General features: G+C 60.8%; 15 protein-coding genes. 11 read left to right on the top strand and 4 right to left on the bottom strand.

Annotated features, from left to right (window positions below; all coding sequences use genetic code 11):
- Nucleotides 1-13: 13 nt before the first annotated feature.
- The 5 genes from secA to ribA all read left to right on the top strand — a co-directional run bounded on the left by secA (nt 14) and on the right by ribA (nt 6151).
- Nucleotides 14-2788, top strand: a complete 2775-nt coding sequence (secA, locus tag AAF659_RS13865) for a preprotein translocase subunit SecA (RefSeq protein ID WP_349752373.1) — start codon at nt 14-16, stop codon at nt 2786-2788.
- Nucleotides 2789-2793: 5 nt separating this feature from the next.
- Nucleotides 2794-4011 (top strand): bifunctional glutamate N-acetyltransferase/amino-acid acetyltransferase ArgJ, encoded by a 1218-nt coding sequence (argJ, locus tag AAF659_RS13860; RefSeq protein ID WP_349752372.1) that lies wholly within the window; start codon nt 2794-2796, stop codon nt 4009-4011.
- Nucleotides 3974-4960, top strand: a complete 987-nt coding sequence (locus AAF659_RS13855) for a Nudix family hydrolase (RefSeq protein WP_349752371.1) — start codon at nt 3974-3976, stop codon at nt 4958-4960. Before argJ ends, AAF659_RS13855 begins: the two co-directional genes overlap by 38 nt.
- Nucleotides 4917-5462, top strand: a complete 546-nt coding sequence (gene moaC / locus AAF659_RS13850; protein WP_349752370.1) for a cyclic pyranopterin monophosphate synthase MoaC — start codon at nt 4917-4919, stop codon at nt 5460-5462. Before AAF659_RS13855 ends, moaC begins: the two co-directional genes overlap by 44 nt.
- Nucleotides 5463-5527: 65 nt before the next feature.
- Nucleotides 5528-6151: a GTP cyclohydrolase II gene (ribA, locus tag AAF659_RS13845; RefSeq protein WP_349752369.1), complete on the top strand. Its 624-nt coding sequence runs from the start codon at nt 5528-5530 to the stop codon at nt 6149-6151.
- A 4-nt stretch (nt 6152-6155) separates the two neighbouring features.
- Here ribA and dxs read toward each other — a convergent pair whose 3' ends face one another.
- The 3 genes from dxs to AAF659_RS13830 form a co-directional block, all read right to left on the bottom strand.
- Nucleotides 6156-8081 (bottom strand): 1-deoxy-D-xylulose-5-phosphate synthase, encoded by a 1926-nt coding sequence (gene dxs, locus AAF659_RS13840; RefSeq protein ID WP_349752368.1) that lies wholly within the window; start codon nt 8079-8081, stop codon nt 6156-6158.
- 126 nt (nt 8082-8207) lie between these two features.
- The gene (locus AAF659_RS13835) at nt 8208-9086 is read right to left on the bottom strand and encodes a polyprenyl synthetase family protein (RefSeq protein WP_349752367.1); all 879 of its coding nucleotides are present in this window, start codon (nt 9084-9086) and stop codon (nt 8208-8210) included.
- Nucleotides 9083-9358 (bottom strand): exodeoxyribonuclease VII small subunit, encoded by a 276-nt coding sequence (locus AAF659_RS13830; RefSeq protein ID WP_349752366.1) that lies wholly within the window; start codon nt 9356-9358, stop codon nt 9083-9085. Before AAF659_RS13830 ends, AAF659_RS13835 begins: the two co-directional genes overlap by 4 nt.
- Before the next feature lie 158 nt (nt 9359-9516).
- On the opposite strand from AAF659_RS13830, the gene AAF659_RS13825 reads away from it, so the two are divergent.
- From AAF659_RS13825 to AAF659_RS13800, 6 genes are read left to right on the top strand one after another with little or no spacing between them, the layout of a single operon-like run.
- Nucleotides 9517-10317 (top strand): sulfite exporter TauE/SafE family protein, encoded by an 801-nt coding sequence (locus AAF659_RS13825; RefSeq protein WP_349752365.1) that lies wholly within the window; start codon nt 9517-9519, stop codon nt 10315-10317.
- A gap of 7 nt (nt 10318-10324) precedes the next feature.
- Nucleotides 10325-11122, top strand: coding sequence for a prolipoprotein diacylglyceryl transferase (gene lgt, locus AAF659_RS13820; protein ID WP_349752364.1), 798 nt, complete (start codon nt 10325-10327; stop codon nt 11120-11122).
- Nucleotides 11123-11962: a thymidylate synthase gene (locus AAF659_RS13815; RefSeq protein ID WP_349752363.1), complete on the top strand. Its 840-nt coding sequence runs from the start codon at nt 11123-11125 to the stop codon at nt 11960-11962.
- Nucleotides 11963-11971: 9 nt separating this feature from the next.
- A complete protein-coding gene (locus tag AAF659_RS13810; protein ID WP_349752362.1) occupies nt 11972-12484 on the top strand; it encodes a dihydrofolate reductase in 513 nt (170 codons plus the stop codon).
- The gene (locus AAF659_RS13805; protein ID WP_349752361.1) at nt 12485-13273 is read left to right on the top strand and encodes an acyl-CoA thioesterase; all 789 of its coding nucleotides are present in this window, start codon (nt 12485-12487) and stop codon (nt 13271-13273) included.
- Between the two features lies 1 nt (nt 13274).
- Nucleotides 13275-14159, top strand: a complete 885-nt coding sequence (locus AAF659_RS13800) for a DMT family transporter (protein WP_349752360.1) — start codon at nt 13275-13277, stop codon at nt 14157-14159.
- Here AAF659_RS13800 and AAF659_RS13795 read toward each other — a convergent pair.
- On the bottom strand, nt 14153-14491 hold the full coding sequence (locus AAF659_RS13795; protein ID WP_349752359.1) for a hypothetical protein: 339 nt from the start codon (nt 14489-14491) through the stop codon (nt 14153-14155). The two genes, AAF659_RS13800 and AAF659_RS13795, sit on opposite strands and share 7 nt — an antisense overlap.
- Nucleotides 14492-14560 lie beyond the last annotated feature (69 nt).

The following is a 14560-nucleotide window of genomic DNA, read 5'->3' as shown; positions in this document are numbered from 1 at the left end:
ACGAATCAGGATTATGTTCTCACAGCTGGCCACCCGACTTTTCGGAAGCAAGAACGCTCGTGAAATTAAACGCATGCAGAAGCAGGTTGACCGGATCAACCAGTTCAGTGAGAGCGTCGGAGCGCTCTCGGATGAAGCACTGAAAGCCAAGACCGATGAATTCCGGGAAAAAGTTGATAATGGCACGCAGCTGGAAGATCTGCTGCCGGAAGCGTTCGCGGTGGTGCGCGAGGCCAGTGACCGGACGCTCGGTCTACGCCATTTCGACGTCCAGCTTATCGGGGGGATCACCCTTCACGAAGGCCGTATTTCAGAGATGCGGACCGGCGAAGGCAAGACGCTGGTTGCCACCCTCGCAATCTACCTGAACGCGCTAACTGGCAAGGGCGTCCATCTGGTTACTGTGAATGACTATCTGGCACGGCGCGATGCCGATTGGATGAGTCATCTGTACAATTTCCTGGGGCTGAGTGTGGGCGTGATCATGTCCGGGCAGTCCACCGAGGACAAGCGCGCGGCCTATGCCTGTGATGTGATCTACGGCACCAACAATGAGTTTGGTTTCGATTATCTGCGCGACAACATGGCGTTCAGTCTGGAGGACAAGGTTCAGCGCGAACTCCATTACGCCATTGTTGACGAAGTGGACTCCATTCTTATCGATGAGGCGCGTACACCACTGATCATTTCCGGGGCGGCGGAGAGTGACACTGACATCTATCGCAAGGTGAACGAGCTGGTCCCCCATCTGGAGAAATCCTCTGAGGATGCGGATTCAGAGAATGAAGAGCCGGACGGCGACTTCACCATTGATGAGAAATCCCGTTCCGTCGAATTAACGGAAAAGGGCCATGAAAGAGTTGAGGCCCTGCTGCGCGAAGCTGGCCTGCTGGAGGAGGACTCCAGCCTTTACTCCGCGGCAAACCTGAGCCTGCTGCATCACATCCACTCCGGACTGAGGGCCCACCACCTGTTCCATCGTAACGTTGACTACATTGTCAACGAAGGCCAGGTGGTCATTGTGGATGAACACACCGGTCGTACTATGCCTGGCCGGCGCTGGAGTGAGGGGCTGCATCAGGCCGTGGAAGCTAAAGAGGGTGTCGAAGTCAAGGCTGAGAGCCAGACCCTGGCTTCCACCACCTTCCAGAACTTCTTTCGCCTCTATGACAAGCTGGCCGGGATGACCGGCACGGCGGATACCGAGGCGTTTGAGTTCAATCAGATCTACGGTCTGGATGTGGTCTGTATCCCCACAAACAAGCCGGTCAACCGTACTGACTACAACGATCTGATTTACCTTACCAAAGAGGAAAAGTACCAGGCGATCATTGATGAGATCCGCGATGAGGTGTCTTCCGGTCGGCCGGTTCTTGTAGGTACGGCCTCCATCGATACCTCCGAGGTGATGTCACGGCTACTGAATGAGGCGGGTATCCCCCACAACGTTCTCAACGCCAAGCAGCATGAGAAAGAAGCTAATGTCATCGCTCAGGCCGGGCAGCCCGAAACCGTGACCATTGCGACCAATATGGCCGGACGTGGCACTGACATTGTGCTGGGCGGAAATCTGGATGCGGAACTGGCGCAAATGGGCGAAGACGCCTCCGAGGCCGACATCGAGGCGGTTAAGCAGGACTGGCAGAGCCGTCATGATGCCGTGGTCGAGGCGGGTGGTCTGCATATCATCGGCACCGAGCGCCATGAATCCCGCCGGATTGACAACCAGCTCCGTGGGCGTTCTGGGCGCCAGGGTGATCCTGGCTCGTCGCGCTTCTTCCTTTCTCTGGAAGACGATCTGATGCGTATTTTCGCACCGGATCGTGTCAAGAACCTGATGCAGGCGCTGGGCATGCAGAAGGGCGAGGCCATTGAGCACCGCATGGTGACCAATTCCATTGAAAAAGCCCAACGCAAGGTTGAGGGCCGTAACTTCGATGTGCGCAAGCAGCTGCTTGAATACGATGATGTAGCTAACGATCAGCGTAGCGTTGTGTATGAGCAGCGCAACGAGGTGATGGAGTCCGAGGATATCTCGGAGCTTATCCAGCAGGTCCGCGAGGATGTGGTTGACTCGGTGATCAGCCAGCACATTCCGCCCCAGAGCATGCCGGAACAATGGGATATCCCCGGTCTGGAACAGAAGCTTGAGAGCGAGTTGGGCCTGCAGTTGCCGGTGCGTGAGTGGCTTGAAGAAGAGGGCATGTACGAGGAGAAACTGCGTCAGCGTATCCTCGACGAGCACATCCGGGTGTATCAGGAGAAAGAGGACGTTGTCGGGGCTGAGACCATGCGCCGGTTCGAGAAACAGGTTTTCCTTCAGGCGCTGGATACCCTCTGGAAGGAACATCTGGCGAACATGGACCATCTCCGCCGGGGTATTCATTTACGTGGCTACGCGCAGCGTAATCCCAAGCAGGAGTACAAGCGCGAGGCGTTCAACCTCTTCCAGAATATGCTGGAGTCGGTCAAGTTTGACGTGGTGCGGGTGATCTCGCGGGTGCGTGTGCAGCGCCAGGAAGAACTGGATGAGATGGAGCGCCGGCGCCGTGAAGAGCTTCAGCAGGAACTTGCGCGGGCTCAGGCGCGCCATGACGAAGCCACCGGTCAGGCGGCTGAGCGTGCGGATGACAGTTCGCAGGGCGAAGGCGAGAATGGCGGCGATGAAGACAGCGCGGGCGTGGGGCAGCAGCCGTTCGTGCGTGATAACCGCAAGATCGGCCGGAATGAGCCCTGCTACTGCGGCTCCGGCAAGAAATACAAGCACTGTCACGGTAAGGCGGAATAATCACCATGGCGGTCAATCCCGGAGCGCTTCCTGAATTTCATCCGGTTCCCGGCGTGCGGCTGGGTACGGCGGATGCGGCCATTAATAAGCGGGGCAGTGATGATCTGGTGCTGGTGGAGCTGGCCGAGGGCAGTAGCGCTGGCGCCGTGTTCACTCGCAATGCGTTCCGGGCCGCGCCTGTTCTGATTGCTGAGCAGGCGCTGGCGGCGGGTCGCCCCCGCTATCTGCTGATCAACACCGGCAATGCCAATGCCGGTACCGGGGAACAGGGTATTTCGGATGCCCGTGCCTGCTGCCGCGCGGTTGCAGAAGCTTCCGGTGTGGGTGCGGAACAGGTTCTGCCGTTTTCCACCGGGGTTATCGGGGAACCGCTACCGCTGGCCCGTATGCTCGAGGCCATCCCTCAGACTGTAATGGATCTGGATGCCGACGGTTGGGCAAAAGCTGCCCCCGCCATAATGACCACTGATACTGTGCCGAAAGGCGCAACCCGTCGTGTGATGATCAACGGCGAACCGGTACATATATCCGGCATCAGCAAGGGTGCCGGCATGATCCGCCCGAACATGGCCACCATGCTCGCCTTTGTGACCACGGATGCCGCTATTCCAGCGGACGTCCTTAATCCATTGGTCCGCGAGCTGGCGGAGTCCAGCTTCAATCGCATCACGATTGATGGGGATACCTCCACCAATGACGCCTGCGTTCTGGCATCCACAGGCCAGAGCGCCGCTCATGTGCTTGATGCGTCTGGGCAGCTTGTGCCGGCGCTGTATCAGGCGCTGGCATCCGTTTTTCTGGAACTGTCCCATGCCATTGTGCGGGATGCGGAAGGCGCTACCCGCTTCGTGACTGTTGAGGTAGCAGGGGCCGCCGATGGCGATGAAGCCTGCCGCGTGGCCTTTACCGTGGCCGAATCCCCGCTTGTGAAGACGGCACTCTACGCGGGGGATCCCAACTGGGGGCGGATTCTGGCGGCCGTTGGGCGCGCCGGCATTGAGGATCTTGCCCTTGATGGCGTTTCGATCCATCTGGACGATGTCTGCATTGTTCGCCATGGCGGGCGGGCTCAGGAGTACACCGAGGACGCTGGCCAGGCCGTGATGGATCAGGAGGAGCTGGTTATCCGCATTGACCTCGGGCGCGGCAGCGCGCTGGAACGAGTCTGGACCTGCGATTTCTCCCATGAGTATGTCACCATCAACGCCGAATACCGAACCTGAGACCGTGAAAACGGTGCATGTGGCTGTTGCGGCGGTCTGTCGTCACGCTGGTGGGCGCGAAGAGGTATTGGTGGCCCGCCGGCATCCGGAGCAGCATCAGGGGGGGCTTCTGGAGTTTCCCGGCGGTAAGGTTGAAGCTGGGGAGCCCGCTACCACGGCGCTTGCTCGTGAGCTTTACGAAGAAGTCGGGCTGCGGGTGAGGGAAAACGATCTGGATTTCGAGCTGCGCTTGATTCACGATTACGGCGACCGCCGGGTTCAGCTGGATCTCTACCGCACCGTACGTTTTTCAGAGGCGCCTCAGGGGCGAGAAAATCAGCCCCTGATGTGGCTGGCGGTGGCTGGTCTGGATCCGGCCGCATTCCCGGCTGCCAACCGTCGCATGATACAGGTGCTGCAGCTGCCGGCGCGGACGCTGATCACGGGCGGTGATATAACGCCTGAAAGGCTCGCGAACCGTCTGCAGGGCTGGGGTGGCAGCCAGTGCCTGCTGCGCTGCCCGGACATTGACGACGATGCCTACGGGGCTCTGGCTGGCGAATGCCTGTCCGTGGCCCGAGAGGCAGGTTGCCGTTTGCTGCTTCACGGCGCGCCACAGCGTCTGGCATCTCTTTCCGGTGCGGGTGGTCTGCATCTGCCTTGGCGGCAGGCCAATCAGTTGATTGAACGACCCATCAGTAATGCGTACCGCCTGGGTGTATCCTGCCACGATCTTGCTGGGCTGGAGCACGCGCAGGCGCTGGGCGCTGATTACGCACTGCTTTCACCGGTAAAGTCCACACCCAGTCACCCGGAGCGCTTGCCGATGGGGTGGGATGGCTTTGAAAGGCTGGTCACAGCAATGGATCTTCCGGTCTACGCACTGGGCGGGGTTGGTAGCGATGATGTGATGATGAGCCGTCGACATGGCGGATGTGGAGTGGCCGGTATTGGCTTCTGGTGGCATTGAAGGAGGAATGATGAGCGGTCTCAGTCACGTGGATGGAACCGGAGCGGCCAACATGGTCGACGTCGGTAACAAGGCAGTGACCCAGCGCGAGGCGCGTGCCGGGGGCACGATCCGTATGCAACCGGAAACCCTGGACATGATTCTTGCGGACGAACACCCCAAAGGGGATGTGCTCGCCACCGCCAGGATTGCCGGCATCATGGCGGCCAAGCGGACCCATGAGCTGATTCCGCTCTGCCATGCGCTCAACCTGAGCTCGGTCAAGCTCTGGCTCACCGCCAGGGAGAATCGCGATGGTATCGATATTGAAAGCCGATGCCGGCTGAATGCCACCACAGGCGTGGAAATGGAGGCGCTGACCGCGGTTTCCGTAGCGGCGCTCACCCTCTATGACATGTGTAAGGCGGTGGATCGGGGTATGGTCATGGACAACATCCGGTTGCTGGAGAAACAGGGCGGCCAATCCGGTCACTGGCAGGCACCGTTAGAAGCGGGTGGCTGACCCGTTCAGCGCGACTCTGGCTTCTGTTAGAATATTAGCCCTTTACTACCCTGAGAGGATCGCCCGTGGTCGTCCGATTCATCGAGAGCTGTCGCCTTCCCACGCCTTTCGGTGTGTTCGATATGCATGGGTTTGCGGAAATCGAAACCGGCCAGGAGCATGTGGTGCTCAGTCTCGGTGATGTGGCTGACGGGCGCCCGGTGCTTGGGCGGACCCACTCTGAGTGCCTGACCGGCGACGCCCTTTACAGCATGCGTTGCGACTGCGGTTACCAGCTCGAGGAGGCCCTGCGCAGTATTGCCATTGAAGGGCGTGGGGTGCTGCTCTACCTGCGTCAGGAGGGGCGGGGCATCGGGCTTTTGAACAAGATCCGGGCCTACCGGCTTCAGGACGAGGGAGCTGATACGGTGGAGGCTAACGAACGTCTCGGCTTTGCCGCGGATCTGCGGGATTACAGCATGTGCCTGGATATGCTTGAGCACCTCGGTATCCGCCAGCTGCGGCTGATGACCAATAATCCGGTTAAAGTGGATGCGCTTCGGGAACTGGGGGTGGATGTGGTTGAGCGCGTCGCCCTGGAAGTGGGTCGCAACCCGCACAATGAAACCTATCTGGACACCAAGCGTTCCCGCATGGGCCACTGGTTCCATACCCACCAGGACGACGACCCGCCGCCCTCGGGAGGTTGAGGGATCAGGTCTGGGCGACGGCGAGGCCGCTGTCGCTGCCCCGGGAAAGACGCTGGCTTATGGCGTTGTGGATGGTGTCTGCATCCAGCCCGGCGTCTGCCAGCTGCTCCGCCGGCTTGCCGTGGTCGATAAAACGGTCCGGTAGACCCAACTGAAGCAGGTCCACGCCAACCGCGGCGGCATGCAGGTGTTCCGAAACGCCGCTACCGGCGCCACCGGCCACCATGTTTTCCTCGATGGTCACCAGAAGGTCGTGGCTGGTCGCCAGATCCTCCACCAGCGCCGTGTCCAGCGGTTTCACAAAGCGCATATCCGCCACTGTGGCATTCAGTGATTCCGCAACCTCCAGAGCAGGGGTGACCATGGCGCCAAAGGCCAGAATGGCGACCCGGTTACCTTGGCGTCGCACAATTCCGCGCCCAAGCGGCAACGCTTCCATGTGTTCATCCACAGCCGCGCCCGGGCCGGTGCCCCTGGGGTAGCGAACGGCAGCCGGCCCTGCATGGCACCAGCCGGTGTAGAGCAGGTGCCGGGTCTCGTTCTCGTCCGAGGGCGCCATCACCACCATGTTGGGCACGCAGCGCAGGTAGGTCAGGTCGAAGGCGCCGGCGTGCGTCGGGCCGTCCTCGCCCACCTGGCCGGCACGGTCCAGAGCGAAGAGCACGTCCAGGTTCTGTAGAGCCACATCGTGGATCAGCTGGTCATAGGCCCGCTGAAGGAAAGTGGAATAGATGGCGACCACCGGCTTGGCGCCGTCGCACGCCATACCGGCGGCCATTGTTACTGCGTGCTGCTCGGCAATGGCGACATCAAAGTAGCGTTCCGGGAAGCGCTCGGAGAAGGCTACCAGGTCCGAGCCCTCGCGCATGGCGGGGGTGATGCCCATGACCCGGTTATCCTGCTCGGCTATGTCGCACAGCCACTGGCCGAAGATGTTCGAGTACTTGGGCTTCTTGGGAGCATCCGCCGGCTGAACGGGCGGTGCCGGTTCGATCTTGTTGATGGCGTGATAGCCCACGGGATCGGACTCAGCAGGGCCGAAACCCTTACCCTTGGTCGTAACCACATGAAGGAACTGGGGCCCTTCAAGGTGGCTGATGGTATCAAGGGTTTCCAGCAGCAGGGGTAGGTCGTGGCCGTCGATGGGGCCGATGTAGTTGAAGCCCATCTCCTCGAACAGGGTGCCCGGAGCCAGCATGCCCTTGAAGTGCTCCTCAGTGCGGCGCACGAGGGCCTTGAGTCCGGGGGTGTTGGCCAGTGCTCGCTTACTGCTGTCGCGGACCTGGTTGTAGGTCCGGCTTGCCAGGAGACGCCCAAAGTAGTTGGAGAGCCCGCCCACGTTGTGCGAAATGGACATTTCATTGTCGTTGAGCACCACCAGCAGGTTGGCACGCACATCCGCAGCATGGGTCAGGGCCTCAAAGGCCATGCCCGCGGTCATGGCGCCGTCGCCCATGACCGCGATGCCCTTGCGGTTGCGCCCCTGCTGGCGAGCGGCCAGGGCCATCCCCAGGGCAGAACTGATGGAGGTACTGGAGTGGCCCACTCCGAAGTGATCGTAGGGGCTTTCTTCTCGGTTGGGGAAGGCGGCCAGGCCGTCTTTCTTGCGGATGGTCCGCAGCTGTTCGCGGCGCCCGGTCAGAATCTTGTGCGGGTAGGCCTGGTGGCCCACATCCCAGACCAGCCGATCTTCGGGGGTTTCAAAGGCATAGTGCAGGGCCAGAGTCAGTTCGACTACGCCCAGGCCAGCCCCGAAGTGCCCGCCGGACTGACCCACGGACCACAGGAGAAAGGCGCGTAATTCGCGCGCCAGGGGCACCAGTTGCTCACGGCTGAGCGTGCGCAGCTGCTCCGGTGTGTTAATGCGGTCCAGCAGGGGCGTCTCCGGGCGCTGCGTGGGTATGCTGTTGAAAACGGTGTTGTCCTGCATCCGGGCCTTGCTGCCTTGGTGATTCCTGACGATGATCCCGTATTATAGTGAAAACGGCGCGGAAGATCAGTCCCGCGTTTTACAGTACAATAAGTGCACCGCCGAGGCGGTGACAACAGCGTGGCGTCAGTGATTGCGTTCGATGATGAAAGTGGCGAGTGCGGCGAGCAGTGAGGTGTCGCCTGGGATAGGTGCGAGCTGGTCAAGCGCATCGTGATGGAAGCCGTCCAGGCGTTTGCGGGCGCCTTCCAGGCCCAGCAGGGCCGTGTAGGTGGCCTTGTCCGCCGCTGTGTCAGACCCCTGGGGCTTGCCGGTCTCGGCGGAGTTGCCTTCCACGTCCAGAATGTCATCCTGAATCTGAAAGGCAAGCCCGATGCTGCGGCCGAAAGCGCGCAGGGCACCTAGAAAACGCTCATCACCATCCGCGCACAGAGCGCCCAGAACCAGTGAGGCTTCTATGAGGGCACCGGTTTTGCGCCGGTGCAGAGTTTCCAGCGCCTCGATGGAGGGGTGGGCGCCGGTAGCGTCCAGGTCCAGTGCCTGTCCTCCAGCCATGCCTTTGTGCCCAGTCGCATAGGACAGTTCCCTGACCATGGTCACCACGGTCGCTGGCGGCTGGCTGATCCCGGAAAGTGTACCGAAAGCCAGTGTCTGCAGGGCGTCGCCCGCCAGGATGGCGGTGGCCTCGTCAAAGGCCACATGACAGGTAGGCTGACCGCGACGCAACTCGTCATCATCCATGGCCGGCAGGTCGTCGTGCACCAGGGAGTAGGCGTGGACGAGTTCCACTGCGATTGCGGCGGGCAGGGCCTGTTCTTCAGATCCACCACCACAGCGGCAGGCCGCCAGTACCAGAGCGGGACGCAACCGTTTACCGCCACCGAGTACGGCATGGCGCATGGCCTGATGGAGGCGGTTGGGCTCGCTGTCCGATCCCGGAAGCGTGCGCTCAAGGGCGCTTTCCAGGCGTTGCCGGGTGTCGTTGAGAAAAGTGTCGACCGTCATGCCTCGGAGCTTTCCTCCGGGTAGGGGCGGCTTTCAAGCTCACCCTGGCTGTTCTCGATCACCTGTTCCACGCGCTGTTCCGCATCACGCAGAGACTGCTGGCAGGAGCGAGTAAGCTGAACGCCGCGCTCGAATGCCTTGAGCGAGTCCTCCAGCGCCATGTCGCCCTGTTCCAGTTTGCGAACCAGTGTTTCCAGTTCCTGGATGCTGGCCTCGAAACTGGCGGTATTAGTGGTGTTGCTGTTACTGCTGTCATGTTCACTGTCACTCATGCATCCACTCCCGTTACTACCGGCGTTGTTACCCGGTGGACAGACGAATTGTAGCACGCCCTCCGATCCCGTCACTCACGCCAAGTGGTGCGACCTGTCACCCATGACCGTCCCCTGATACCATGCTGCCCTTCTTCGGACAACGGAACGGCAATCGGATGGGCATCCTCGAACCACTGGCTTTCTATCTGGGACTAGGGGCCGTTGCCGGGACGCTGGCAGGTCTGTTTGGGATCGGCGGGGGTCTCATCATTGTACCGGCGCTGGTGTTTGTCTTCGGCTGGCAGGGCATGAGCGAGGGCATTACGGCCCATCTTGCAGTGGGTACGTCGCTGGCTACGGTCGTATTCACTTCTATGAGCTCGATCCGGACCCACCATGGCAAGGGCGCGGTCCGGTGGGATCTGTTCCGGCCCATGGCAGCTGGTATATTGCTGGGTGCGGCGCTGGGTGCGGTGACGGCCGGGATGCTCAGTGGGGACATGCTGCAACGCATCATCGGTGTTTTTGTTCTTCTTGTGGCCGTGAAGATGGTCACCGGTTGGTCCCCCAGGGCCTCAGAGCGCGACCCCGCCAAAACCGAATTTGGCGGCGTGGGAGGCGGCATCGGCTGGCTTTCGGCCTTAGTGGGCATCGGAGGTGGGACCCTGACTGTTCCCTACCTGACGTGGATCGGTGTGCGCATTCAGCATGCCGTAGGGACGTCGGCGGCCTGCGGCCTTCCTATTGCGGTTTCCGGGGCGCTGGCCAATATGGTCGTGGGTTGGGGCCGGGAGGGGCTTCCGGAATACAGCATCGGTTTTGTGTTTCTGCCGGGCCTGGTGGGAATTGCACTGATGAGTGTTCCTTTCGCCCGTGTTGGTGCACTGCTGGCACACCGGTTGGATGAGCGCTGGCTCAAGCGCCTGTTCGCGCTGCTACTGGTGGTGGTTGGTGCGCGTTTTCTGATTTCAGGTTGAAGGTCTCATGCTGGTACATCCGCAATTCGATCCGGTTGCTGTCTCCCTCGGCCCTGTGGCCATCCACTGGTACGGGCTGACCTATCTCGTCGCCTTTGTTGGCGGCTGGGCACTGGCGCGCTCGCGCACGAGCCGCGCGGATTCGCCGGTCAACGCTGAACAGCTGGGCGACCTGCTGTTCTATATGGCATTGGGCGTGATTCTGGGAGGGCGTTTCGGTTATGTGCTTTTCTATCATTTTGATCGTTTCCTGGGGGACCCGTTTTGGCTCGTCCAGATCTGGGAGGGCGGAATGTCCTTCCATGGAGGGCTGATCGGAGTGCTGGTCGCGATGCTGATGTTCGCCCGCCGTATTGATACCCGCTTTTTCAATATCGCGGATTTTATTGCACCGGTGATTCCGGTGGGCCTGGGGCTGGGGCGGCTGGGCAATTTCATCAATGGTGAACTCTGGGGCCGCCCCACATCGCCGGAGCTGCCTTGGGCCATGGTGTTTCCGCAGGCTGGGGATGCCCTGCCTCGCCACCCCTCGCAGCTGTATCAGTTCGCGCTTGAAGGCGTGCTTTTGTTCGTGGTCCTCTGGTGGTTCTCCGCCAGGCCAAGACCGCGCATGGCAGTGTCCGGGCTCTTCCTGGCCGGTTACGGGATTCTGCGTTCCGTGGCCGAGTTCTACCGCGAGCCCGACGCTCACCTTGGTTTTGTGCTGCTGGACTGGATGACCATGGGGCAGGTTTTGTCCGCGCCCATGATCGTGGCCGGTGGTATGTTGCTGTTTCTGGCCTATCAACAGGGGAGGCCCGCCTGAATGGAATCCTATTTGGCGCTGATGCGCGATGTGATCGATAACGGTGTAGACCGGGGTGATCGAACCGGGGTTGGCACACGCTCGGTTTTCGGGCGTCAGCTGCGCTTTGATCTGGGGCAGGGTTTTCCGCTTCTCACCACCAAGAAGGTCCATGTGCGCAGCATCATCCATGAACTCCTGTGGTTCCTGCGTGGCTCCACGGACAACGGTGAGCTGCAGCAGAACCGGGTCGCCATCTGGAATCAGTGGGCCACCGACGACGGTGACCTGGGACCGATCTATGGCAAGCAGTGGCGCAGCTGGCAGTGCCCGGATGGCAGCACCGTGGACCAGATCAGCGACGTTCTCGACGGTATCCGCAACCGCCCTGAATCCCGGCGTCTGGTGGTGACCGCCTGGAACCCGGCGGAGCTGCCGGATGAATCCATGGGCCCCCAGGAGAACGTGCATGCGGGCCGCATGGCGCTGGCACCCTGTCACTGTCTGTTCCAGTTCTTTGTGGCGGATGGGCGGCTGTCATGCCAGCTCTATCAGCGCAGCGCCGATTTATTCCTCGGCGTTCCGTTCAACATTGCGTCTTACAGTCTGCTGACCTGCATGATGGCTCAGCAGGCGGGGCTTGAACCGGGGGATTTTGTTCACACTTTCGGTGACGTACACCTTTATCAGAATCATCTGACGAACGATATTGTCTATGAGCAGCTGCGCCGCTCGCCTGGGCCTGTGCCGAGTCTGGAGCTGCAGCGTTGCCCTCCGAGTCTGTTTGATTACGAGGAAGCGGATTTTCGCATTACCGGGTATGATCCGTATCCGCTGATCCGTGCTCCCATCGCCATCTGAGGTCCGTTCATGCGTCTTGCACTTATGGTGGCCATGGCCCGCAATAGGGTGATTGGCCGAAATAACCGTCTACCCTGGTATCTGCCTGAGGAACTGCAGTACTTCAAGAGGGCTACCATGGGGAAACCCATCATCATGGGGCGCTGTACCCATGAATCCATAGGGCGGCCGCTACCTGGTCGCAGCAATATCGTGATCACACGTAATGCTGAATGGTCGCGGGAAGGTGTCTGCGTGGTACATTCGTTTGAGCAGGCCCTGGAGCAGGCTGAAAGGCAGGGGTTGATCGACGGGGCTGAGGAGACGGTTGTCATTGGCGGGGCGCAGATTTACGCAGAGGCGCTGCCAATGGCGGATCGGCTCTATCTGACCGAGGTTCATGCCGAGGTGGCTGGCGATACGTTTTTTCCGGAGGTGGATCTCAGCCGCTGGGAGGAGGTCTCGCGCGAGGATCACGCCGGCGGCGAGGAAGCCAACCGTTACCCCTACAGCGCTGTTGTCTATGACCGTGGAGAGTACTGAATGAGTGATTTTGACAACCTGATGCACACCGCCCGTCAGGGGCGGGCGGAGCTGACTCCTGACTGGGGCCAGGGTCGGGCCACTTTCGGTGGCCTGCTGGCGGCGATGGCGCATGAGGCCATGCGTGCCGAGCTGGTGGATCAGCGGCCTCTGCGTTCACTGGCCATTTCTTTCGTGGGGCCCGCGGCGCCGGATCAGACGGTCGATGTCAGCGCGGAGATTCTGCGTCAGGGCAAGGCCGTGACCCAGGTGGAGAGCCGTATTCATCAGGACGGTGAAACAGTGATGGTCGCGCTCGGCAGTTTCGGATCCGGACGGGATTCCGAGGTATCCGTTGAGCAGCAATCCGCTCCCGAGGCGGATAAGCCCGATGCAGCGCGCCCGATGCCGCAGATTGAGGGCGTTACTCCGGATTTTCTGCGCCATTATGACCTGCGTTTCTGCCTCGGTGGCTTCCCGTTTACCGGTTCCGCGGACCGCACCATGGGCGGTTGGATGCGTTTTCGGGAGGCGCCGGCATGCATCACCCACTCGCACCTGGTGGCTCTGGTCGATACCTGGCCGCCGGCCGTGCTGCCGCATCTGAGTAAACCGGCACCGGCCAGCACCCTGAGCTGGACCATGGAGCTGGTCCATCCCATGCCGTCCATTGATCCCTCCGATTGGTTGCTTTACCAGGCCACCATTGACCAGGCGCGGGATGGCTATGGCCTGACGCGGGCGGGGATCTGGACGGCGAGCGGCGAGCTGGTCGCGCGCAGTCAGCAGACGGTTACTGTTTTCGCCTGATATGAAAGATCAGCGCCAGGCCATGACCCTTGGCGTGACCACGGTGCTTCTGTGGTCCACGGCAGCGACTGCGTTCAAGGTATCCCTTGAGTACCTGTCGCGTACTGGACTGATGTTCTGGGGGGTCACTTTTTCGATACTGGTGCTGGTCGCCTGGCAGAGATGGCAGAGTCGCCTCAAGGAAACACTGCGCCCCGGGCGGCGTGATCTGCTTCTATCCCTTGGTTTTGGGCTGATCAACCCGGTTCTCTACTACCTTCTGCTGTTCGGCGCCTATGATCTGCTGCCAGCGCAGGAGGCTATGGCCATCAACTACACCTGGGCGCTGACGCTGACCTATCTGGCGGTACCTTTCCTGGGACACAGTCTGAAGGCGGTGGACGGTTTGGCCGGGCTCATCTGCTATAGCGGCGTCTTCGTTATTGCAACACGCGGTCAGCCATTGGCTTTTGACCTCTCGAATGGGGCTGGGGTAGGTCTTGCCCTGTTGAGTACCCTGGTGTGGGCGTTCTACTGGATCTTCAATACCCGTGATACGCGTGAGCCGGTCGCTGGACTGCTGCTGAACTTCCTGGTGGCCTGGCCGTTGATTCTGGCCCTTGTCCTCTGGAGTGGTTGGGAATGGCCGCATTGGAAAGGGCTGGCCGCGGCTGCATGGGTGGGCACGTTCGAAATGGGAATTGCATTCGTTCTCTGGCTCCTCGCCATGAAGAAGGCGACCAATACCTCACGCCTGAGCAACCTGATTTTTCTGTCACCGCCACTATCGCTGGGGTTCATCGCGCTGATCGTGGGTGAACCCATTCGCGGATCGACTGTGGTAGGGCTCGCTCTAGTGATTGCTGGCCTTTACCTCCAGCAGCACTATCACTCGCGGGCTCAGTAACCTTCCGCCGGGCGGCGGTTGGAGCGCGGATCCTCCCAGTCGAGTTCCCGTGGATCGTACCAGCCGAGCTCGTCACGGACCCGCTTGCGTGACGATTCGGAAAGGGATGCCCAGATCGCCTCGAAGCGCTCTCTGGCTTCGCTCCGTGCTCGCCCGCTACGACTCTGGAGACGGTGGATGACGGCAGGGAGGCCCAGCGCTTCGCCGAGCTGGCCGGGCACGATGCATTCCTCACCCAACACCTTGCGTTTATGGGTGCGGCGGGCGAGTACCTGCTGCAGTGCTTGGGCTGCGCTCAGGGCGCTTTGCTCGGAGAAACGGTTGTCAGTCACGGCGGTATGATCTGGGTTAAGAACCGATGAAGGAACTATAACCCGCCAGTAATTCAACTGTCTGCCCCT

This window comes from Salicola sp. Rm-C-2C1-2 (assembly GCF_040196175.1).
Taxonomy (GTDB): domain Bacteria; phylum Pseudomonadota; class Gammaproteobacteria; order Pseudomonadales; family Oleiphilaceae; genus Halospina.
Note: the sequence above shows the minus strand (reverse complement) of the source record. Positions and strands in the feature narration are given on the sequence as shown.